Annotated in this window: 16 protein-coding genes and 1 tRNA gene; 12 read left to right on the plus strand and 5 right to left on the minus strand. The window is 69.5% G+C overall.

Annotation, left to right across the window (positions count from 1 at the left end):
* Positions 1-15 precede the first annotated feature (15 nt).
* Positions 16-1,221, minus strand: coding sequence for a phosphotransferase (locus J4H92_RS04170; RefSeq protein WP_208096379.1), 1,206 nt, complete (start codon positions 1,219-1,221; stop codon positions 16-18).
* Between the two features lie 85 nt (positions 1,222-1,306).
* Here J4H92_RS04170 and nudC point away from each other — a divergent pair, with 85 nt between their 5' ends.
* Both nudC and J4H92_RS04180 read left to right on the plus strand, forming a co-directional pair.
* A complete protein-coding gene (gene nudC / locus J4H92_RS04175) occupies positions 1,307-2,212 on the plus strand; it encodes an NAD(+) diphosphatase (protein ID WP_208096381.1) in 906 nt (301 codons plus the stop codon).
* On the plus strand, positions 2,202-3,899 hold the full coding sequence (locus tag J4H92_RS04180; RefSeq protein ID WP_208096383.1) for an ATP-dependent helicase: 1,698 nt from the start codon (positions 2,202-2,204) through the stop codon (positions 3,897-3,899). Before nudC ends, J4H92_RS04180 begins: the two co-directional genes overlap by 11 nt.
* Before the next feature lie 60 nt (positions 3,900-3,959).
* Here J4H92_RS04180 and J4H92_RS04185 read toward each other — a convergent pair whose 3' ends face one another.
* Positions 3,960-4,901 carry an alpha/beta fold hydrolase gene (locus tag J4H92_RS04185; RefSeq protein WP_208096385.1) on the minus strand — a complete coding sequence of 314 codons (942 nt, stop codon included), beginning with the start codon at positions 4,899-4,901 and terminating at the stop codon, positions 3,960-3,962.
* Positions 4,902-5,071: 170 nt separating this feature from the next.
* Between J4H92_RS04185 and J4H92_RS04190 the strand changes: the two genes are divergently transcribed.
* Positions 5,072-5,341 (plus strand): AbrB/MazE/SpoVT family DNA-binding domain-containing protein, encoded by a 270-nt coding sequence (locus tag J4H92_RS04190; protein WP_208096387.1) that lies wholly within the window; start codon positions 5,072-5,074, stop codon positions 5,339-5,341.
* Between the two features lie 175 nt (positions 5,342-5,516).
* Here J4H92_RS04190 and J4H92_RS04195 read toward each other — a convergent pair whose 3' ends face one another.
* Both J4H92_RS04195 and J4H92_RS04200 read right to left on the minus strand, forming a co-directional pair.
* A complete protein-coding gene (locus J4H92_RS04195; protein WP_208096572.1) occupies positions 5,517-6,341 on the minus strand; it encodes a hypothetical protein in 825 nt (274 codons plus the stop codon).
* A 161-nt stretch (positions 6,342-6,502) separates the two neighbouring features.
* Complete coding sequence (locus tag J4H92_RS04200; protein WP_208096389.1) at positions 6,503-7,954, minus strand: zinc-dependent metalloprotease; 1,452 nt, start codon at positions 7,952-7,954, stop codon at positions 6,503-6,505.
* Between the two features lie 110 nt (positions 7,955-8,064).
* Between J4H92_RS04200 and J4H92_RS04205 the strand changes: the two genes are divergently transcribed.
* The gene (locus J4H92_RS04205; RefSeq protein ID WP_208096391.1) at positions 8,065-9,135 is read left to right on the plus strand and encodes a YlbL family protein; all 1,071 of its coding nucleotides are present in this window, start codon (positions 8,065-8,067) and stop codon (positions 9,133-9,135) included.
* Positions 9,136-9,222: 87 nt separating this feature from the next.
* Positions 9,223-12,279, plus strand: a complete 3,057-nt coding sequence (locus tag J4H92_RS04210) for a UPF0182 family membrane protein (RefSeq protein WP_424960860.1) — start codon at positions 9,223-9,225, stop codon at positions 12,277-12,279.
* A 155-nt stretch (positions 12,280-12,434) separates the two neighbouring features.
* Here J4H92_RS04210 and J4H92_RS04215 read toward each other — a convergent pair.
* Positions 12,435-12,508: transfer RNA gene (locus J4H92_RS04215), tRNA-Met, on the minus strand.
* 157 nt (positions 12,509-12,665) lie between these two features.
* Between J4H92_RS04215 and J4H92_RS04220 the strand changes: the two genes are divergently transcribed.
* The 7 genes from J4H92_RS04220 (at position 12,666) to J4H92_RS04250 (ending at position 22,837) form a co-directional block, all read left to right on the plus strand.
* Positions 12,666-15,965, plus strand: a complete 3,300-nt coding sequence (locus J4H92_RS04220; RefSeq protein ID WP_208096396.1) for a hypothetical protein — start codon at positions 12,666-12,668, stop codon at positions 15,963-15,965.
* A gap of 209 nt (positions 15,966-16,174) precedes the next feature.
* Positions 16,175-16,879, plus strand: a complete 705-nt coding sequence (locus J4H92_RS04225; protein WP_208096398.1) for a hypothetical protein — start codon at positions 16,175-16,177, stop codon at positions 16,877-16,879.
* A gap of 64 nt (positions 16,880-16,943) precedes the next feature.
* Positions 16,944-17,645 (plus strand): hypothetical protein, encoded by a 702-nt coding sequence (locus J4H92_RS04230; RefSeq protein WP_208096399.1) that lies wholly within the window; start codon positions 16,944-16,946, stop codon positions 17,643-17,645.
* A gap of 268 nt (positions 17,646-17,913) precedes the next feature.
* Positions 17,914-19,569 (plus strand): S1C family serine protease, encoded by a 1,656-nt coding sequence (locus J4H92_RS04235; protein WP_208096401.1) that lies wholly within the window; start codon positions 17,914-17,916, stop codon positions 19,567-19,569.
* Between the two features lie 76 nt (positions 19,570-19,645).
* Positions 19,646-20,971, plus strand: a complete 1,326-nt coding sequence (locus J4H92_RS04240) for an ABC transporter ATP-binding protein (protein ID WP_341782991.1) — start codon at positions 19,646-19,648, stop codon at positions 20,969-20,971.
* The gene (locus tag J4H92_RS04245; protein ID WP_208096403.1) at positions 20,953-22,521 is read left to right on the plus strand and encodes a hypothetical protein; all 1,569 of its coding nucleotides are present in this window, start codon (positions 20,953-20,955) and stop codon (positions 22,519-22,521) included. Before J4H92_RS04240 ends, J4H92_RS04245 begins: the two co-directional genes overlap by 19 nt.
* A gap of 43 nt (positions 22,522-22,564) precedes the next feature.
* A complete protein-coding gene (locus tag J4H92_RS04250) occupies positions 22,565-22,837 on the plus strand; it encodes a DUF3039 domain-containing protein (RefSeq protein ID WP_208096405.1) in 273 nt (90 codons plus the stop codon).
* Positions 22,838-22,853: the final 16 nt, after the last annotated feature.

Below are 22,853 nucleotides of genomic sequence, written 5' to 3' on the forward strand. Positions count from 1 at the left end.
CGAAGAGGCGCGGGCTCAGCGGTCGGTGAGAGGGTCGATGGGCTCCGTCGCGTGCTCGGCCGCGTCGCGGCGATAGGCCTCCGTCGCGTCCGCCGAATCGTCTCCGGGGTCGCTCCGCGATTCCCGGGCACCGGGCGGCCCCTCCTCGAGGTCCTCATGGCCGTCGTCGGCGAAGTCGGCCTCGAGCGAGAACGCGCGGTCCTCGTCCAGGGCCTCGTACTCGGCGGTCTCGCTCCGTCGATCCTCGGGGAGCTCGGGGACCTCGTCGAGGATCCGCTCGGCCTCGCCGGGAGACGCCGGTCGCCGAGCAGGTGCCGCGCCGCCCGGACGGGAGAGCCGATCGACGAGCCGATCGAGCATGCCGACCGCGTCCTCGACGATCGCGTCGTCGTGGGCCTCCACGCCGTGGATCAGCCAGGCCGCGACGCCCAGCTCGTGGTGGAGCTGAGCGCGGAACCTCAGATCGCCCCCTCCTCCCGAGCCCCGACCGGCCGAGTATCTCGCGATCACCGCGTCCAGGACCTCCGGCCCCGCCTCCAGCAGCCACGCGAGATCGGCCGCTGGGTCGCCCACCGAGAAGTCGCCCCAGCCGAGCACCCCGACGACGCGGTCCTCGTCGACGAGCACCTGGTCCGCGTCGAACGATCCGTGCACCGCGGTGGGGTCGAAATCCCACAGCTGCGTCTGGCCGAGCAGCTGCAGCCAGCGGCCGTGCACGGTCCGCGGGAGCAGCCGGGTCTCCGCCGCGCGTTCGACGAGGCGCGCCGCGTTCCGCCGCACCTCTTCGGCGGAGCGCGCAGGCAGGCCCGACTGATGGACCAGCGCGGTCGGCAGTCGATGGATCGCGGCCAGCGCCTCGGCGATAGGGAGCAGCAGCAGCGCATCGGATTCGAGGTCCGCGGCCGCGATCCTCCCCCCGGGCAGGAACGTCGACACCACGGCCCTGGTATCGCCGGCCCGCGTGACCCCCAGGGTCTCCGGAACGCGGAAGGGAAGCTCCTCCCGCGCGCCCCGGGAGAGGGCTGCGAGTCCCAGCAGCTCCCCGGACTGCCGGACCTCGGCAACGGTCGTGCGCGGAACCCGGACCAGCAACTCGCGCTCGTCGCTCACCAGCACCGCCGCATCGTAGCCCTCGTCGTCGTGGGCGCGGCTGCCGACGACCCGCAGGCCCGGGACCGCCGAGGTGGCGAGCGCGGCTAAGGTGAGAGGGGTGCTGATCATGCACTCAGCGTAAACAGCGGCCCGCCGCCGAGGTGCGCGCCACGCGCACGGGCTGAAACCTTCGAACAACCTTTGAGGAGGCCGGATGACCGGGACGCCGCACCCGCAGCTGACCGGCGGGTACATCGACAGGGACGCCGCCGCGAGAGCGAGCGAGGACGCGCTCGACGCGGCCTGGGCAGAGCCCGGCGCGCGTCTGCTGCGCTTCCGCGAGGGCCGTGTCGCCGTGCGGGAACGCGGGGCCGAGCGCACCTCGCTCGACCTGATCCCGGTCGAAGGCCGTCGCGGACCCGACCACTACTACCTCGGCCGCGCCGCGGGAGATCCGGTCTTCGCCGCCGAAGCGGTCGACGGATCCCGACCCGAACCTGAGCCGCAGGCGGGCTGGTGCCAGCCCTTCGAGGCGGGCGCAGGATTCGATCCGGTCGAGGGCGAGCTGCTGGCGGTCGGGCTGGCGCTCATCGCCTGGCACCGCACCTCGCCCTTCTCGCCGCGGGACGGCGGCCCGACGCGACCCGCGCTGGGCGGGTGGGCGCGCATCGACGCGCACGGAGGAGAGCACTTCCCGCGCACCGACCCGGTCGTGATCGTCCTCGTCGAACACGAGGATCGTCTGCTGCTCGGGTCGAACGCGCTCTGGGAGAGCGGCCGCTTCTCGCTGCTGGCGGGCTTCATCGAGGCCGGCGAATCGGCGGAGCAGGCCGTGATCCGCGAGATCGAGGAGGAGTCCGGTCTCCGCGTCGACGACGTGCGATACGTCGTCTCCCAGCCGTGGCCCTTCCCGCGCTCCCTCATGCTCGGGTTCCGCGCCCGACCCGCAGCCGGAGCGGATCCCGACGCGCTCGTCCCCGATCCCGGAGAGCTCTCCGAGGTGCGCTGGTTCACGCGGCGGGAGCTGAGCGACCCCGCGCCCGGGATCAGGCTTCCGATGCCGATGTCCATCGCCAGGTGGCTGATCGACCTGTGGGTCGCCGAGGGCGATGGTGGCTGAGCGTGCGCTCGAGGGGCTCGACCCCGATCAGCGGCAGATCGCCGAGTGCCTGCGCGGTCCCGTCTCGGTGCTCGCCGGAGCCGGTACGGGCAAGACGAGGACCATCACCCATCGCATCGCGCACGGGGTCAGCAGCGGTGTCTATGCGCCCGAGCGGGTGCTCGCAGTCACCTTCACGCGCAAAGCGGCCGGCGAGATGCAGGCGCGCCTGCGCGGGCTCGGCGCGGAGGGCGTGCGCGCGCAGACCTTCCACTCCGCGGCGCTGGCGCAGCTCGGATACTTCTGGCCGCAGCTCGTCGGAGGCCCGGCGCCCCAACTGCTCGGAGGGGGAAAGATCCCGACGCTCGCGCAACTGGCAGATGCGCTCGACCTCGGCCTCTCGAAGGAGGCGCTGCGCGACGTGGCGTCCGAGATCGAGTGGCGCAAGGTCTCGATGCTCAGCATCGAGGACTACTCCGTCCGCCTCCACGCGGGCGAGCGGACGGCGCCGAACGGCCTCGATGCGCAGCAGCTCATCCGTCTTCAGGAGAACTACGCGCTTCGGCTCGAGGAACGGCGGCAGATAGATTTCGAGGACGTCCTGATCCTCACCACGGGGATGATCGAGTCCGAACCCCGGGTCGCCGTGCAGGTGCGCGAGCGGTTCCGGTTCTTCACGGTTGACGAGTATCAGGACGTCTCGCCCCTGCAGCACGCGCTCCTGCGCGCCTGGCTCGGCGACCGGGACGACGTGTGCGTGGTCGGCGACGCGAGCCAGACGATCTACGGCTTCGCGGGCGCCGACAACGCCTACCTCCTGCGCTTCGACGAGGAGCATCCCGGCGCGCGGCAGTTCCGCCTGGAGCGCAACTACCGCTCCTCGGGGTCGATCGTCAGGGCGGCGAACCGGCTGATGCGCGACCAGCCGGGGGCGCTCACCCTGCACAGCGCCAAGACGGGGGAGAGCGAACCGGCCTTCGAGTGGTTCCGGAGCGAGCGCGAGGAGGCGGAGGCCGTGGCCGCCTCGATCCGGGAGAGCATCGACGCGGGAACGCCGGCGGCGGAGATCGCCGTGCTCTATCGGGCGAACGCCCAGTCCGCGGAGATCGAGGCGGCTCTGAACGGCCTGGGCGTCGACACGACGGTGCACGGGGCGCAGCGCTTCTTCGACCGCGCGGAGGTGCGTCAGGCCGTCATGCTCGTGCGCGGACAAGCCAAGGTCGCCGACGACCGGCCGCTCTTCCAGATCGTCAGCGATCTGCTCCGCGCGGTGGGGTGGGGGACCGCGCCGCCGGAGGGCGCCGCGGCGCGCGAGCGCTGGCAGTCGCTGAACGCGATCCTCGCCCTGGTCGACGAGTTCCCCCCGAAGACGACGATTCAGGAGTTCAGCGAAGAGCTGCTCGCCCGTTCGCGGGTGAATCACGAACCGGCGCTCGAAGCGGTGACGCTGAGCGCGATCCACGCGGCGAAGGGGCTCGAGTGGTCCCTCGTGCATCTGATCGGCATGAGCGAGGGGCTGCTGCCGATCGTCTACGCGGAGGACGCGCGCGCCATCGATGAGGAGCGCCGCCTGGCCTACGTCGCTCTGACCCGCGCGCGGGACGTGCTCAGGATATCCGGCACCGCGGGCGGCGCCCGGGCGGACCGGGCTCCCTCGCGCTTCGTCGCGGAGGCCGGGCTGCCGCTGCCGCGCTCGGGCAGGCACTAGTTGTTGCCGGCCATGACGTCGTCGACGATTGACCGCGCCAGAGCGGCGCCTCCCGGGCTTTCAGACGGTTGCGTCACCTAGCCGCCGGATGAGTCGAACGAAGGAGCGAGGGTCTTCGTCGTGAAAGCTGTGGCCGGTAGCGACACGTTCGATTCGGCAGTCGAGCAGTGCGGCGCAGGCGCGCGCCGCGTCGTCGTCGGTCATGGCTCCTTCGAGGATTCCCGCGTCCGTGATCCTCCAGTTCGCGTGCACCAGGATCGACGGCGCCTCGACGGCTTCGAGCGTCGCCTGTTGGTCGAAGTCACGTTGCCAGTCGAGCGTGTGGAACGCGTCGGCAAAAGCCGGATCGAACTCGTGCATGTATCGGAAGGACTTGTTCACCGATGGCGGGAGGAACCAGATGTTCAGGGCCTCGTCAGGGCGGGCTCTGCGATAGTCGCGCGCGTACCCGGCGATGCCTTCGTGGCCGCTTCCGAAGTAGCGGATCCACGCGTTGTGCTCGACGTACCAGCTCGCGAAATCGGTCTCATCATCCTGCTGGAGAAACTCGTGCGCGGGGGTCGCGAGATCAACGTAGTTGAACTGCTGCGGCATGCGATCCGGCTCGGTGGAGAAGAACGGCGGGTCCTCGAACAGCACCGCCGCGACCTGTGCTGGTGCGTTCGCCGCCACCCATGCGGCGATAAGCCCACCTGAGGAATGGCCCGACAGGATCACGGGCTCGCCGATGACGTCGTCGATGAACGAGGCGACACCTGCACCGATGGCGTGAACGTCGTACCCGCCGGGCGTGCGACTCGACGAACCGTGGCCCGCGACATCGATGGCGAAGACGTGGAAGTCCTGCGCGAGTTCCGGCAACGCGGGCGCGTAACTCTCCCACGCGCTGCCCTGGCCGTGGACGAGCAGCACCGCGGACCCGTTCGCGGGCCCTTCCGCGTAGTTGAGCCGAGTGCCGTTCGTGAGCTCGTGGGTGTGCTCGACGTAGCCGGCCTCCGTCACGGCGTCTCGGTCGCGGGCGGCGAAGGTGGTGTTGTTCCAAGCGTAGAACCCGATCCCCAGACCGGCGACGACAACGACGACCCCGACTACGACGCCGACGACCAGGACCATTCGACGACTCCTCTTCGATCTGCGCGCGTCCACCACATGACATGTATAACATGTATTCCATGTCAACTGAAGATGATGAGGTCGCCGACGTCGTGACCGGGCCCGGCGGACGGAAGTTCTACGGCTCGGTCACGATCGGCGAACGCGGACAGATCGCCATCCCCGCGCAGGCGCGCCGCGACCACGGTTTCGAACCAGGCGACAAACTCCTGGTGCTCGGAAGCGCCGACGGGCTGGCACTCATGAGCGCAGAACGTCTCATGGAGATGCTCGACAGGTCCTCACCCCTGTCGAAGCTCATCTCGCCAGCACGCGATGACGCGACGTGAACCCACATCGCGACGCTCCTCCGGCGATCGACGGATGCACCCGTCTCGCCCGCACAAAAGCTCTCGGCGAGCCGTGCTCCCGGCCCGCCGTCAGCGGGTCACCCCGTATGTGCCGCGTCACAACGGCAAGGCGGAGCGCTGCAACCGCATCCTCGCCGAAGGGTCCCTCGACGCCCTAGTCCGCGATCCCGCAGCCGCAGTCGGGGTGAGGCCGCACCGTGTCGCGCTCGAGCTCCGCCACGGGGAGCCCGTCGCGCACCGGCACGGTCACCCGGGTGCCGTCGTACTCGCGGCCGCCGACCCACCAGCGGAGTACGGTGGCGATGGCGAGCACGGCGGCGAACTCGGCACTCGCCAGGGTCTCGGCGGCGGGTGCTCCGCCGAGAAGCTGCGCGGCGAGGGCCGGCACCGCCGGATCGGCCTCCGAGTCGTGCAGGATCGCGCAGGTGTGACAGGGCCGGCCCCGTCCGCTCACGATCGGGCCGAGCCGCATGCTGCGATCCGTGAAGCGGAGGAGCAGTTGCGGCAGCCCGGAGGCCAGCAGGCGCCCGGCGCGGTGCGGGGCCTCGATGAACCGTTCGATCACGATCACGAGGTCGAAGGGCTCGGCCCTCTCCGGGTGCCGGGAGCGGAACGGCGCGACCCGGCATCCCGCGCGGAGCAGCGCGGCACCCAGCTGCTCGGACGAGGCGCCGCCGCCCAGCAGGCCGATCCGCGGAGCCGGACGGACGATCGGCGGCGTAGGCGGGTCGAGGATCAGCGCGGATCCCAGTCGTTCCGAGACCTCGTGCCACTCGGCGCGGGTGGCGCCCGACTCGCGGACGGTCCGGCCGATGCGATCGCCCGGGATACCCGAGCGCAAGGCCGAGAGCAGGCGCTGAACAGCGGGGGAGGGCCGCGTGAATCGTGCTTCGGCGCGGTCGAAGCCGAGCCTGAGGGTGTTCTCGTCCTCCCAGCAGAGCGGCAGGGACGGATCGAGGCGGGCGTAGGACGCTGTCATGCGTCCACTCTGGCAGCGTCCGCGGTGCGGTCGTCGTTGTCCACAGCCCTGAGCCGCGGAGGCCGAGAACGTCACGCCCTCTCGCGACTGTGAGGGGCGAGTCCGGGGCAACTCGACGGTCGTGATTCCCGCCGTCCGGTGCCTCGCCCCGTCGCGAGGGCTCAGACCGGCGCGGGGCCGTCGTCCTCGGCGGGCGGAGTGCCGTCCGCGGGCGGGGGCAACTCGCCGTCGAGCAGCTTGGCGAGCTCGCGATCGAAGTCATCCGGCTCCTGCTCGCCCGGCTCGGCCCCGGCCAGCCCGAGCCGCTCGAGCAGTCTCGCCGGGTGGTCGAGCTCCTCGGCGGTCGGCAGCAGATCCGGATGCGCCCAGAGGCCGTCGCGCCTGGCCGCCCCGCCCCGCTCCTCGACCAGCCGCCAGACGGCCGCCGCCTCGCGCAGGCGGCGCGGCCTGAGCTCGAGCCCGACCAGCGTGCTGAAGGCGTGCTCGGCAGGGCAGCCGGTCGCGCGGCGGCGACGCACCATCTCGGCGATGGCATCCGCGCCAGGCAGACGGGTGACCGCGTCGGCGGTCACCACGTCGACCCAGCCGTCGACCAGGGCGAGCATCGTCTCCAGTCGCTCGTGCGCCGCGACCTGCTCCGGGGTCTTCGGCGGGATCAGCGCCCCGCTCGACACCAGGCGCTGCACCGCCTCGGTGTCCGAGGGGTCGATGTCCCGGGCCAGCTCCTCGATGCGGTGGGTATCGATCTTGGTGCCCCGCGCATACTCGGCGATCGCGGTGCTGAGGTGGAGCCTCAGCCATTTCGCATGCCGGAACAACCGCGCATGCGCCAGCTCCCGCACGGCGAGATAGAGGGTGACCGCCTCGGAGTCCTGCTCCAGTCCCTCGGCGAAGGACGCGACTCCGCTCGGGATGAGCACCCCGCCCTCCCTCCCGGGACCTGCGAAGAGGGGGATGCCCACATCCCCGCCGGCGGCCACCTCGCGGGACAGCTTGCCCACGACCTGCCCGAGCTGAGTGGCGAAGAGGGCCCCGCCTACGCTGCGCAGCATCGGTCCGAAGCCTCCGACCGCGGTGCGGAGCTCTTCGGGGAGCTGATCGTCCAGCGCGTCCATGAGCGCATTCGAGATCGATTCGGCCACCGGCTCGGCCAGGCTGATCCAGGTGTCGACGGTCTGCTGCACCCATTCCACGCGGGTGAGGGTCCGCGGTGCGTCGGGGCTCTGGCCGACCTCGGTCGCCTCGTCGAGCCAGAGGCCGGCGACGGGGAAGGCGCGCAGGGCCGCAGCGCCGTCCTCGGCCGAGGACCCCTGCGCGGCCACCTCGATCGCGGTGCTCCTGGTGATGCCCCAGTCGATGCCCTCGCCAGGGCTCTGCATGGCCTGGCGCAGCGTGGCGAAGAGGCCCTGCAGCGAACCGGTGTCGCCGGGGAGGCCGGCGGCCTGGGCCAGGGCCGCGGGGTCGAAGCCGACCAGGCCGTTGCCGCCCTCCGCGGAGAGCAGATCCCTCAGCAGCCGCTGCAGCGCCTCGGCGTCGCCGCCGGGATCCGGCGCGCCCTCGTTCTCGCCGTCCTCGTCGGGGTGCGCGGCGTCGTCGGGATCGTTCTGGCTCATGTCCTCAACGCTACGGTATTCGACCCAGATTGTGCTGCTAGTGTCTCCGTTTCGGGAGGCGCTCCATTGCGCTTGCTGCGAACAGGACGAGAGCGCGAGGTGGGAGCCGGATGGCGAAGCGAGGGGCCTGGCGCTGGTGGCTGGCGGCGGCGATGGCGGCCACGGCGATCCTCCTCGCTTCCACGACCCCGTCGCCCTACGCCATCCAGGCGCCGGGGCCGGTCGTCGACGTCTTCGGAACCATCGAGACCGAGGACGGCACCTTCGACGTGCTGCAGGTCGACGGGACCGAGACCTACGAGACCGCCGGCTCCCTGAACGTGCTGAGCGTCGTGATCTCCGGCAGCCCCGAGCACCCGGCGAGCTGGCTGCGCGTCCTGGGCGCGATGACGGATCCCACCAAGCAGATCCTCCCTCGGGAGGCGGTCTTCCCCGATGAGGTCTCCTCCGACGAGCGTACGCAGCAGAACGCCGAGCTCATGCTCTCCTCCCAGGCGACGGCCACGGCTGCGGCCCTGAACAAGCTGGGCACCCCGCCGCAGAGCACCGTCGTCGTCGCCGGCGTGTTCGAGGACGGGCCGGCGGTCGGCACGCTGCGCGAGGGGGATCTGCTGCTCGGCGTCGACGGGAAGGCCGTGTCGACCGTCGCGGAACTGCGAGCCGAGGTGGGGGATCGGGAGGCGGGCGACGCGGCGCTGCTGGAGGTCGAGCGCGAGGGGAGGCGGCTCGAGATATCGCTCGTCCCGGAGAGCCTCGACGGCAGCGGCGAGCTCATGCTCGGCGTCACCGCGGCACCGGAGCTCGATGTCCCGTTCGACGTCGAGCTGGAGCTCGACCGGATCGGCGGTCCGAGCGCCGGACTGGTCTTCGCGCTCGCCGTCTACGACCTGCTGACACCGGGTGAGCTCACCGGCGGGCTGGCGATCAGCGGCACCGGGACGATGGACGTCGACGGGACGGTCGGGCCCATCGGCGGGCTGTCGTCGAAACTGTGGGCGGCCGCCTCCGCGGGAACCGATCTCATGCTCATGCCGGTCGAGAACTGCGCGGACCTGCCCGAGCGCCTGCCCGCGGGCATGAAGATCGTCCCGGTGGCGGATCTCGACGAGGCGGTCGAGGCGATCGGATCGGTCGCGGCGGGCGGCTCTGCGGCCGGAGTGGAGCGCTGCCGCGCGGGATGAGGAGCGCGGTCCGCTGGGGGTATTGTCAGTAGCCCCCGATAGGGTTGGACGAACGCAAGTTTCGTTGCCCCGATGGAGAGTACCCACGTGACCGACCAGAGCACCTCAGCAGAGCCGGCCCGCACCCGCCGTATTTCCCCGATCGCCGTCACCGTCGTCCTGGTGATCCTCCTGATCCTCGGATTCCTGGCCGTCGCGTCGGTGATGACCGAGGTGCTGTGGTATCGGCAGCTGGGGTATCTCCCGGTGCTGACGACCCAGTGGATCGCCGCTGGAGTCATGTTCGTCATCGGCTTCCTCGCCATGGCCGTTCCGGTCTTCTTCGCGATCGACCTCGCCTATCGCAAGCGTCCCGTCTACGCGCGTCTCACCGCGCAGCTCGATCGCTACCAGGAACTGGTCGAGCCGGTGCGCCGGGTGGTCAAGTGGGCGCTTCCCGCCCTCGTCGGCCTGTTCGGCGGGTTCGCGGCCGCGTCGCAGTGGCAGCGGGTGCTGCTCTGGCTCAACTCGTCGCCGACCGGGGAGACCGACGCCGAGTTCGGGCTCGACCTCTCCTTCTTCCTCTTCCAGCTGCCCTTCTGGCAGGGCGTCGTCGGTTTCGCCTCCGCGGTGATCCTGCTCTGCCTGATCGCCGGGGTGGCGACGAGCTATCTCTACGGCGGCATATCGTTCTCCGGGCGGGACTTCAGGATCTCGAAGGCCACGCGGATCCAGACCGCCGTATTCGCCACCCTCTACCTGCTGCTGCAGGGAATCAGCCTCTGGCTCGACCAGTACGCCTCGCTGACCGATGCGAGCGGACGGTTCACCGGGGCGACGTACTCGGTCGTGCACGCCGTGATCCCCGGCAAGCAGATCCTCGCCGCGATCGCGGTGCTCGTCGCCGTGCTCTTCCTCGTGACCGCCTTCACCGGCAAATGGCGCCTCCCCGTGATCGGCACCGCGCTTCTGCTGGTCAGCGGTCTCGTGGTGGGCGTCGGATACCCCTGGGCGATCCAGGAATTCCGGGTGAAGCCGGATGAGAAGAGCCTCGAGAACGAGTACCTCGAGCGGAACATCGAGGCGACCCGGCACGCCTACGGCATCGACCAGGTCGAGGTGGAGCGCTACGACGCGGTCACCGACGCCGAGCCCGGTCAGCTGCGCGGCGACGCCGTCACCACCTCGAACATCCGCATCATCGATCCCGAGGTGGTCTCGCCGACCTTCGCGCAGCTCGAGCAGAGCCGGCAGTACTACCAGTTCCCCAGCTCGCTCAGCGTCGATCGCTACGAGATCGACGGGAAGACCGAGGACACCGTCTCCGCCATCCGCGACATCAACGTCGACGGACAGCAGGGATGGTACAACCGCACCCTCGTCTACACCCACGGCTACGGCCTGGTGGCGGCCTACGGCAACCAGCGATCCTCGGGCGGCGAGCCGGTGTTCCTGGAGAGCGGTATCCCGACCAGCGGCCGGCTCGGAGACTTCGAGCCCCGCGTGTACTTCGGCATGTACTCTCCCGAGTACTCCATCGTCGGCGGCGAGCGGGATCGACCGATCGAGCTCGACTACCCGGCGGACGACCAGACCCAGACGCCCGCGGAGGACGACGCGGCCGAGCAGCCCGCCGAAGGAGCGGAGGAGGCTCCGGCCGCCGAAGAGGCTCCGGTGGAGGAGATCGTCGAGGAGAGCGACGGAGCCCGCCAGAATCTCACCACCTTCTCCGGGGACGGCGGCCCGGTCATCGACAACATCTTCACGAAGATCATCTATGCGCTCAAATTCCAGGACATGGAGGTGCTGCTCTCCGGCGCGGTCGTTGACGGATCCCAGATCCTCTACGATCGGAACCCGGTCGACCGCGTCCAGAAGGTGGCGCCGTATCTGACGATCGATTCGGCGCCGTACGCCTCGGTCGTCGACGGCCGCGTGGTGTGGATCGTCGACGGGTACACCACTTCCGACGCGTACCCCTACAGCGAGCTCAAGGACATGAACGAGCTCATCGTCGACGCGGACAATCCGCGCCGCAGCCAGCTGAGCAACCCGGTCAACTACATCCGCAACTCGGTGAAGGCGACCGTGGACGCCTACGACGGCTCGGTGTCGCTGTACGCCTGGGACGAGGAGGATCCTCTGCTCAAAGCATGGGGCGGCATCTTCCCGGGCACGCTGAAGAGCATCTCGGAGATGAGCGGCGAACTGCTGAGCCACGTGCGCTACCCGAGCGACATGTTCAAGGTGCAGCGCGAGCTTCTCGCCACCTACCACGTCACCGACCCCGGCGCGTTCTACTCGGACGAGGACGCCTGGCGGACTCCCACCGACCCGGTGTCGACGAGCGCACGCACGACGACCACCACCACGCAGACCAACGCGGACGGGACCTCCACGGCGGCCTCGACCTCCGCCGGCAGCGGCCAGCCCAAGCAGCCGCCCTACTATCTGACGCTCGCGGCGGGGGCGAACGCCGATCCGAACTTCTCCATCTACTCGACCTACATCCCCCGAGCCGAGGGCGCGGGACAGCGCGATATCCTCACCGGCTATCTCGCGGCGAATGCGAATGCCGGGTCGGAGGACGGGGTCGTCTCCGAGGAGTACGGCACGCTGAAACTGCTGACCCTTCCGAAGGGAACCAGCATCCCCGGGCCCGGGCAGGTGCAGAACAGCTTCACGACCGACAACCAGGTCTCGCAGCTGCTCAACATCCTGCGCCAGGGGGAGAGCGAGGTGATCAGCGGTAACCTGCTGACACTGCCGGTGGGCGGTGGTCTGCTCTACGTGCAGCCCGTCTACGTGCAGGCGAAGCAGGGCACCAGCTTCCCGATTCTGCAGAAGGTGCTCGCCTCCTTCGGCGATGAGATCGCGTTCGAGGACACGCTCGACGAGGCACTCGACTCCCTGTTCGGTGGAAACTCCGGCGTCGATGCCGGCGATGGCGACATCAGCGGCGAGACTCCCGAGGATCCGTCCGAGGAACCCGGCGAGCCGGTCGAGCCGAGCGTCCCCTCGGCCGATCTGGAGACCGCGCTGAAAGACATGCAGGAAGCGCTCAGCGAGCGCGACGAGGCGATGCAGCAGGGCGACTGGGCGGCGTTCGGCGAAGCGGACGAGCGGCTCCGCGACGCCATCGAGCGGGCCATGCAGGCCGAATAGCACCCGAGGAGAGGATGCCGCTCACAGGGCGGCATCCTCTCCCTGTGCGAAAAAGGCCGGTGCCGCGCTGATCCGGCACAACCCGCTCGGTTGCGGGCCTCGCGCTGCAACGAGAAAAGAGGATGCCCTTCCGGGCATCCTCTTTTCTTATTTCGTTGCGGGGGCAGGATTTGAACCTACGACCTCCGGGTTATGAGCCCGGCGAGCTACCGAACTGCTCCACCCCGCGGCACAAGAGATCAGCCTAGCACGGAAGTCATCGCAGGGCGAATCGGCCCCGCGTGCGTCCCGGAGCCGCCCACGATGCCACTCGAAGGTGTGGATAACCGAATCGGTCGACGGGCGGTTCGGCGCAGTCTGGACATCCTCACGAAGAAAGGACGCTCATGCTCGCAGCGAACGACTCAGGGCACCGAGAGGTGCCCGTCCATCACGCGTCACGAAGGCGCACGGCGACCGCACGTCGACGACCTCCGCTCCTGCGCCGGGTCGTCATGCTCGTGCTCGCCGGCGCGCTGTTCGCCGGTGCGCTGGGCGGCGTCTCGTCGGTCGTCGGAACCGGAGTCGCGGAAGCAGCCGGCAAGGGTCCGGGAGTCTCGAACATCCCGGGCATCGGCTGGATCGGGGCTTACCGCCACAACGGCAGGATCGTCTACTGCTCGGAGCGTGGCGTTGCCGACCCCTGGGCCGACCTCCCGAGCAACACGACGGTCTCCTCGCTTCCCGCGTACCGCAGTCCCTCCGGGATCAAGGCGAGCAAGATGTCGTCGAAGTCGAAGATGCGTCAGCTGAACTATCTGCTGGATACCTACGCGCAGACGTCGAAGGGCAGCCAGGCGGCGGGCCTCGCCACGGCGATCTGGATCCTGCGGGCCGATAACAAGATCTCCTCGCTCAAGAGCACGCTGCGCGGATCGGCGAAGGGCCGCGCGATCCTGAACGATGCGAATGCCATGCTCGCTGCGGCGAAGAGGAACGCGGTCGCGCCGGTAGCGCCGAAGAAGGTGACCGGGAAGCTCGCGCTCACGATCAACTCCGCGAGGACGCAGGGCACGGTGTCCTGGCCTGCGGGGGCGACGTCTATCACGCTGACGAAGGCGAAGTTCACGAGCAGCGGCAAGCGGTCCGTGACGGTGACCAGCGGCAAGGCCGGGAGTCGTGGCTTTACGCTGGATGCCCCGAAGCCGAAGAAGCAGACGGTGATCACGGCGAAGGCGAAGTGGAAGACCACCGGCACTCGTGGCTGGGAGCCGAAGATCAAGACGTGGAAGGCGTCGAATGTGCCGCAGCAGCGGGTTGTGGGAACGACCGGATCCTCGACGGTGAAGACCCTCGGCGGGACGCTCGGCGCGAGCGCGACGGTGACCGCCGCGACCCCGAGCACCTGGTCGGTGTCGAGTCAGGCGCAGGCGTCGGCCGATGTGGGCGGCACGATGACCGACACCGCGATCGTCACGGGCGCAGCCTCCGCGTTGCCGCAGCCGGGGTATATCGACTTCGTGGCGTACCTGCAGCCGCTGGCCGGAGCGACGAAGCATGACAGCTCGTGGAATCCGATCCTCGGCGACCCCTACGATGTCGAGGAGCCCGTGCTCGACGCGGACGGCCTGCCGACGTATCAGCTCGAGGTCGATGCGGACGGGAACCCGGTGTTCGATGCCGACGGGAACCCGGTGCCGGTCCTCGATGACGACGGGAACCCCGTGCCGGCGACCGAGACGGTCGCGCGACAGGATCCGGTGACCTGGACGGAGGAGGAGCTCGCGGGCCTTTCTGCCGCGGAGCTGTGCGTGCTGCAGCCGGTGGCGACCACGGCCAGGCAGCGCGTGACCGCTGCGGGACGGTATACGTCCGAGCCGGTGGAGGTGAAGTCCGCCGGCACGGTCTACTGGACCGAGCGCTACTGGCGGAGCAGCACCAACCTCCACACCGGCCGGTGCGGGCTCGCGAACGAGAAGACCGCGATCTCCACCCCGGGCGTCGTGACGCAGGCGACCGAGACCGCGGTGATCGGCGACGAGATCTCCGACACGGCGACAGTGACCGGCCGCTTCGCCGCAGGCGCCGAGTACCACCTGGTATTCGAAGCGTACCGAGCCCCGGCACAGACGATCAGCCACGACGATGAGGACGATCCGGCGGCGGCGGAGCCGACGTGCGAGACCGGCAACCTGATCTACCGCTCCGGTGAGGTGCCCGTGACCGGGCCGGGCGAGGTCGAGTCGGGATCCTTGCCGGTGCGTTACGCGCACGGGACGACGATCTGGTGGGTCGAGTCGCTGTATCTGACCCCGGAGGGTGGGGATCCGCAGCTGGTGCACCGCGGCGAGTGCGGGCTGGAGAACGAGACCACCACGGTGTCGCACCCCGAGGTCGAGACGAGAGCCGTCGAGGACGCGGTGGTCGGCGACCACCTCTTCGATACGGCGATCGTGAGTGGCGAGCTCGCGCGGAACGATCACGCCCGGTGGGAGGTGACCTTCGAGGCGTTCCAGGGAGTGTTCGAGGAGCGCGCGTCGACGCCGGAGGAACTTGAGGAGACCGGGGAGGCGACGCAGCAGGTTCCGGTCTGCGAGACGGGCAACCGGCTCTTCGAGACCGGCGCGACCGAGGTGACCGGTCCGGGCGAGGTTGAGTCCGAGCGGGTCGTCGCGACCACGGCGCATGTGGGGACGATCTGGTGGATCGAGACCCTGTGGGTGATCGAGGGCGGCGAGCGCACTGAAGTGCACCGCGGCGAGTGCGGTCTGGAGAACGAGACCACCGAGGCGACCGGGCCGACCGTGACCACGCAGGCGGTGGAGGTCGCGTTCTACGGCGACGAGCTCTACGACACCGCGATCGTCGAGGGCGAACTGTCGGCGCGTGAGGGCGTGACCCACGAGGTGACGTTCTCCGCGTATCGCGCTGAGTACGGTGGCGGCGCTCCGGTGTGCGAGCCGGGGAACCTGCTGTTCACCACGGAGGCGACGGCTGTCACGGGGCCTGGGACATACGAGTCGTCTCGCACGATCGCGACTCCGGAGCATGCGGGCACGATCTGGTGGATCGAGACGCTGTGGCAGATCGGTGCTGATGGAGGCGGCGGAGATGAAGGCGCCGAACTGCACCGCGCTGAACTCGCCCGCGGCGAGTGCGGCCTCGAGAACGAGACCACGAACGTGCCCGAGCCGAAGGTCACCACGACCGCGGTGTCGTCCGCAATCGTCGGCGAGGAGATCTGGGACGTCGCAGATGTCGAGGGCCCGCTGTCGACGAGGGACGGGGTGTCGCACGACGTGATCTTCGAGGCGTACCTGCAACCCGCAGACAGCCCGGACCCGGTCTGCGAGGCCGGCAACCGGATCTTCGTCTCCGACACGGTGAGGGTGACGAAGCCGGGAGAGTACACCTCGGAGAAGTTCACGACCGAGACGGCGCATGTCGGCACGATCTACTGGGTCGAGAGTCTCCGACTGAAGGTCGACGGTGAGGAGACCGTGATCCACCGCGGCGAGTGCGGGGCGAAGAACGAGATCACCCGCGTCAGCGAGCGGCTGCCCGTGACGGGTTCGGCACCGCTCTCCCCGGGCGGGCTGCTCGGCGTCGCGGGACTCGTCCTCGCGGCCGGTGCGGCGGCACTGGCGTGGGTCGCGAGGCGTCGCCGAACCGGGCTGAGTGTGGAGTCAACCGACTCGACGGAGTGAGTATCTCTTGGTACACGCAGGGTGGTGCCCCGAGCTCATCGGCTCGGGGCACCATAACGATTCGGAACTTGCTCACGACAAACCGTGAATAAGCCATAGAGTTCCCGTTGTGGGGCAACAGTTATCTGGCAGCCATTTGCCAACGGCATTACGAGCACGGTGAAGCAGTGAACGCGTTCTGGAGAATGCCCCGCCGGTGGGCGCCGGCGGTGAGCTGGAGCAACGCTCTGCTGCTGCTCGTCCTGGGTGCGCTCTACGCTCTGGCGTTCGTCGAGGGCAGGGGCGGGATCTCAGGGCTGCCGGAGGTCGGGCCGATCCTGCTGGCAGCGTCCATGCCGGCCGCCTTCATTCTCGCTCCGTACGCCATCTTCCTGTTCACTTTCACCGCGTGGGTCCTCAACGAGTTCGAGTCGCGGACCGCCCCGGTGCTGGTGGACGCCTTCGCCGCAGGGGCACCCTGGTTTCCGGCCGCGATCAACCTGCTGCTCGCCTACTGGCTGCTCGTGATCCTGACCTTCGTCATCGTCTTCGCGAGCGGGCACTCGCGGATCGTCCCGGAGGGGCGGAGGGCGCCGATCCGAGGCGCGGACACCACGGCGGCCGAGCACCCGGAGCCCGCGGGCGCGGCTCAGGCCAGCGCGTACGCGAGGGTCTGGGGGTGGCTGGCCGTCGCGTTCGCAGCGCCGGGCCTCGTCATCACGGCGCTCTCCTCGCCCGTGATCGCGTCCATCCCCCTGCTGGTCGCGGCGCTGCAGTGCGCGCTCGTCGCGATTCTCCTGCACGCGAAGCGATTCGTCGCCCCGGCCATCGCTGCGGGGCTCACCATCCTCAGCGTGCTGATCTTCATGATCCTACTGGTGGCCGGCATACTGACCGCCGACTCCTTCCCTTTCGGATATGGACCCGGAGTCTGAGTCGATGACGGTTCGCGAGGAGGACCAGAGGGTGAACGCTTCTCGGAGGATGCCCCGATGGTGGGTGCCGGCGCTGAGCTGGAGTAACGCTGCGCTGTGGATCGTGCTCGTGGCCCTGTTCGCGTCGATGCTCTTCACCGACGAACTGAGTGGACCGTGGGCGTCATGGCCGTCCACGATTCACGGCATACTCGCGTTCCCGACGGTGCTGCCGTTCATGCTGTTCCTGTTCTACCCGATGGCCTTCCTGATCAACACCTTCGGCCCGGACACTGCGACCGCGTTCACCAACAGCTTCGGCGTGGGGTTCCTCTGGCTTCCCGCGGCGATCAATCAACTGGTCATCTTCTGGATCGTCGTGGCTGTGTCCTTCCGCGTGTGCTCTCCAGCCAGGCAGGTGCTGACGCTCAACCCCGGCTCCGCGACGAACTCCTACGGGCCGGAGATCGTCGTCTTTCCGCAGCAGCAACCGGAGGAGGTTGCGCGGGCCGCCCGGCATGCGACGGTGTGGGGGCGGCTGGCGATAGTCTGCGCCGTCATCGGTGTGATCGTGACCGCGCTCTCCGCGCCCCTCATCGCCTCGATTCCCCTGCTGGTCGCTGCGCCCCAGTTCGCGGCCCTCGCGATGTTTCTCAGTCGAGAGAGACGACGCATCTCGGTTCTCGCGATCTGGCTGACAATCATCAGCGTGCTGATCTTCGTGATCGTGCTGGTGGCGCGGTGGCCCTCGGGCGAGACACCCTTCGGCGGCATCGAATTCACCTAGCGTTCCGCACCGGAAGTTGTTCTTCAGCGACCGGCACCAGAGACGTGCTCACGCTTTCCCACCTTTTCTCCTCTCCGAGTGCCAGCCCGTCGGATGTCCGCCCGTCTCCGGACCACACCTCGGATCATCCCTTCCCCGGCCAAGATCGAGAAGATGCCCGAGCGACTGGAGGTCGGGTCGGCAACGTGCAGGTAGCGTGCAGCCCGCGTATATGTAAAACATAGACTCGGCGGGCATCCTGGGAACACGAAACCCCAGGAGGACCCCGATGAGCACCACGCCTGAATCCGAGCGCCCGGTTCCGCAGACTCCGCAGGAGCAGCCGGACGCGACGACGCAGTATCCGACGCCGACCGCGCCCACCCAGCCGCTCCCGCCCGAGGCGGTCGGCACCCCCGCAGCGCATCGGCTGCCCGACGCGCCGTCCGCCCCTGTGGCGCCCAGCCCCGCGCCCCCCCACACCTCCGCGCCCGCTCCGGCTCCCTCCGGCCACGCGGACCGGTATCCCGGCCATTCGGCCGGAACGGGCTTCCCGACGCAGCCCACGACGCCGCTGCCGGACGCACCACACGTCTCGAGCCAGCCGGCCGCGCCCCAGGCCGGAGCGGTGGCCGTCGCCGAGCCTCAGAGCGGTGCCACGGCCGCCGGAGGAGCGGTGCCCCCAGCATTCGGCGGCACCGCGACCGACACCGCGCCGGCGAGCGAGGCTCCCCGGTCGCGGCAGGGCGGACTCATCGCGGGTATCGCCATCGGCGCGCTGCTGGGCGGGCTGGTCGGCGGCGGGGCCGCTGCGGTGGTCGCCCACAATGCGAGCACCCCGCAGACGGTGCAGGCGCAGAGCGGCGGCACGCTCACGCTGAACAACACCGAGAGCGCCACCACCATCAGCGGAGTGGCCGCGGTGGCCACCCCCAGCGTGGTCACGCTCCAGGTGTCGAGCAACTCAGCGAGCGGATCGGGATCGGGCGTCATCTACAGCGAGGACGGCTACATCCTCACGAACGCGCATGTCGCGACTCTGGAGGGTGCGACCTCCGAACCCACGATCCAGGTGCAGTTCAGCGACGGCACACTCCAAGAGGGAACGCTGGTCGGATCCGATCCCTTCTCCGACCTCGCGGTGATCAAGGTCGAAGCCGAAGGGCTCACCCCGATCACGTTCGCCGACTCGGACGCGATCAACGTCGGCGATCTCGCGGTCGCCATCGGAGCCCCGCTGAACCTCTCCAACACCGTGACGAGTGGCATCGTGAGCGCGCTCAACCGCGGGATTACCGTGTCGAGTTCAATGGTGCCCGAGCAGAGCGACGGCCAGGACGACGGTCAGAGCCAGCAGGAGGACCCGAATGAGGGATCGAGCCCGTTCCCGTGGTTCGAGTTCGAGTCCCCGGAGGGGCAGCAGCAACAGCAGCAGCAGACGAGCTCCCAGATGGTGATCCCGGTGATCCAGACCGACGCCTCCATCAACCCGGGCAACTCGGGCGGGGCGCTGCTGAACGCCCAGGGGGAGCTCATCGGCGTCAACGTGGCGCTCGCCTCGGCGACTGCCACGAGTGAGGCCGCCGGCTCTGACGGCCTCGGCTTCGCGGTTCCGTCCAATCTCACCGCGCGTGTGGTCGCCGCGCTCATCGACGGCGAGAAGCCCTCGCACGGCCAGCTCGGGGTCACCCAGGCGACGACCTCCAGTGCGACGACGCAGACGGGCGGCGTGATCGGCGAGGTCACCCCCGGCAGCCCCGCGGAGGAGGCCGGTCTGCGATCGGGCGACGTGATCACCTCGGTGAACGGAGCCCTGGCCGATTCGTTCACCACGGTCACAGCGCTCATCCGCATGCAGGCCGGCGGCAGTGAAGTGACGATCGGATACAACCGCGACGGGGAGCAGTACGAGACGACGGCGACGCTCGGCACCCTCGAGTGGTAGCCGGTTCGCCCTCGGAGTCGGCATCGCCGCTCCGGGGGCGAACCCGGAGGCATCCTGCGTTTGGTAGGTTAGCTCTGTGCCGAATTCTTCGTCTGACCCGAACGCTGCCGCCTCGGAGTCTCCTGCCGAGGAGGCGGCTTCGATCGACGATCAGGCTTCGGAGCTGCCGCGCACGATCAAGCGACACGCGTCGCGTCGGGTCGTCACCGGGAGGATCGTCTCCGGTGAGCCCGCCAGCGCTGCCGTTATCCGGCCGTCCGGCGACGCGAGTGCGGAAGCCGATCTTCCGGAGCCGGCCGACGCTGATCCCGAACCCGGAGCCGAGGTCGCTGCCGAGACGGATCCCGTGATCGAGCCGGAGCCCGAGCCCGTCGCCGATCCGCAACCTGTTGCCGAGCCGGAGCCCGAACCCGTCGCTGGGCCGGAGCCGGTCGCTGAGCCGGAGCCGGATCCCCGAACGACTCCCGAGTACTCCGGCACCGGCACGGAGTCCGTCGTCACCGCGATCCAGGAGACGGCACCGCCGGCGCCGCATCCCGCTCGGGATCCCGAGCCCGCGCCGGCCCAGCCCCGCCCGGCCGAGCGCGTCGAGATCCCGGTTCCGTCGGTGCAGCGCGCCAGGGAACGCGGCGTCGCCGCGGCTGCCAATCCGATCGTCCTGCGCACCGAGGAGCTGACGAAGAGCTATGGGGATCTGCTGGCGGCGGCGGAGGTCTCCATCGCCGTGCACGCCGGATCCTTCATCGGGGTCGTCGGCCCGAACGGCGCGGGCAAGACCACGGTGCTGTCGATGATCAGCGGTCTCAACCGGCCCACCTCCGGTCGCGTCACCGTGCACGGCATCGATGTCTGGGCGGACGGCCCCAAGGCCAAACGCCTCATCGGCACGCTTCCCGACCGGCTCCGCCTGTTCGATCGCCTCACCGGCGCGCAGCTGCTCTACTACGCCGGCGTCCTGCACGGCGTCGAAGAGGCGGTTCTGAGCACTCGCGCCCGCGAGCTCGCACAGGCGTTCGGCCTGGAATCCGCATTGGAACGACCGGTCAGCGACTACTCGGCGGGCATGCAGAAGAAGATCGGCCTCGCGTGCGCCATGATCCACGCGCCGGGGGTGCTGGTGCTCGATGAGCCGTTCGAGGCGATCGACCCGGTCTCGGCCTCGAACGTGACGGAGATCCTCGAGAAGTTCGTCGCGGGCGGCGGCAGCGTCGTGATGTCGAGCCACAGCCTCGACCTGATCCAGCGGGTCTGCGATCATGTCGCGGTGATCGTCGACGGCGCGGTGATCGCTCAGGGCACGGTCGACGCGGTGCGCGGCGGCGTCAGCCTCGAGGAGCGGTTCAGGAGTCTGACCCGGACGGAAGAGGCTGGGAAGGGGCTGGAGTGGTTGCACGGCTCCTGAGGCTCCGCGCTGCACTGCTGCTCGCTGCCTTCCGCGGCCGTCCTATTGCCGTGGTGCGTCGCGTGCTGCTCGGTCTGGTCGCGGTGGTCGGCGCGGTCGCGCTGGCCTGGTTGCCGCGCTGGTTCTCGGATGATCCCGGCGACCGTGCCGCAATCGACGTGGTGCTCGCCTCAGGGGTGCTTCTCCTCGCGGTGCTCGTGCCGTTCTTCGCGAATCGTGGCCACCTGGAGCCGCGTCAGTTCGCCGGGCTCCCCGAACGCCCCGGCTCGGTCGCCCTCGCGCTGCTCGTCACCACGGTGCTGAGCTGGCCCGTGCTCTGGATGCTGGTCTGGCTCGTCTCGCTCTGGCTGTTCCGGCCGGAGTGGATGGCTTCGCCCTGGCCGCCTGCTCTCGCCTGCTTGCTCATGCTGCTGCTCGCCGTGACCGGCGCGCGTCTCGCGTCGGGGCTCTCCCGGCTCGTGGTGCCGCGCCACCAGTCGGGTGCGCTGCGCGCCTCCGGGGTGATCGTGCTGATCGCCGCACTGCCGGTCGCCGTGTTCTCCGTGGCGCAGGCGCTCAGGGATCCGCACGGCACGATGACCGCCGATGCGGCTGAGATCCTCGCCTGGAGCCCGTTCGGCGCGCCGGTCTTCGGCGTGTTCCTGCATGAGACCGACGCAGCCGCGGCGTATCTCCGCTTCGCGATCGCGCTGGGATCTGTGCTGCTCCTGGGTCTCCTGTGGTTCCTCCTCGTGCGCGTCTCGCTGAGCACCGTCGCCAAGCCGATCGAGTCGGGCGCGGCCCGTCACGGGCTCGGCTGGTTCGAGCGGGTGCCGGCTCGTCCCGCCTCGGTGATCGGCGCCCGATCCCTCACCTACTGGGCGCGGGATCCGAGATACCGCGTGGCACTCGCCGCGATTCCGCTCGCTCCGGTCGTGATGCTGCTCGCGTTCTGGGTCGCCGGAGTGGGATTCGAGGCCCTCGTGCTGCTGCCGCTCCCGGTGATGCTGCTGCTGCTCGGCTGGTCGGTCCACAACGATGTGGCGCTGGACTCGACGGCCATCTGGATGCATGTCGCCAGCGGCACCAAGGGACGTCATGATCGCATCGGACGGTTGTTCCCGGTGCTCATGATCGGGCTCCCGCTCGTGCTCATCGGCTCGAGCCTCACGGTCACGCTCGTGGGGGACTGGCGCATGCTGCCCGCCGTGGCGGGCATGAACCTGGCGATCCTGTTGAGCGCGAGCGGCAGCTCGAGCGTCTTCTCCGCGCTCATGCCCTACCCGACGACCCGTCCCGGCGACAGTCCCTTCGCGCAGCCGGCGGTGGTCGGCTCCGGCTCGGGCGCCGCGCAGACCTTCTCGATGCTGCTCGCCGCGCTGCTCGCGGTGCCGCCCGTATGGGTGGCATTTCCGGCGCTCATCGATCCGGGTTTCGCCGAGAACATGTTCGCGCTCGTCTTCGGCGTCGCATACGGAGTGGTCGTCCTGGCCGTGTGCACACTGATCGGCGGACGCATCTTCCGGCGTGCCGGCCCCGAACTGGTCGCACTCACCCAGACCTTCGACTGACCCTCCCGGGATCCCGATCCGCGGGCGCGGGTACACTCGTGTCATGGGTATCTTCACGCGCGACCAGCCGGACTCCGGCGGCGGACTCGATGTGCTCGACCGCGAACTCGAGGAGCTGCTGGAGAAGGACAAGGTCGAGGACGGCGACCACGAACGCTTCTCCCACTACGTGCCCAAGGACAAGATCATGGAGTCCGCGGTCACCGGCAAGCCCGTGCGGGCGCTCTGCGGCAAGAAGTGGACGCCGTCGCGGGATCCCGAGAAGTTCCCGGTCTGCCCCGACTGCAAGCGGATCTACGAGCGCATGCGCAAGTGACGGCACCCGCGAGCCG

It is taken from the genome of Leucobacter weissii (assembly GCF_017565745.1).
GTDB lineage: Bacteria > Actinomycetota > Actinomycetes > Actinomycetales > Microbacteriaceae > Leucobacter > Leucobacter weissii.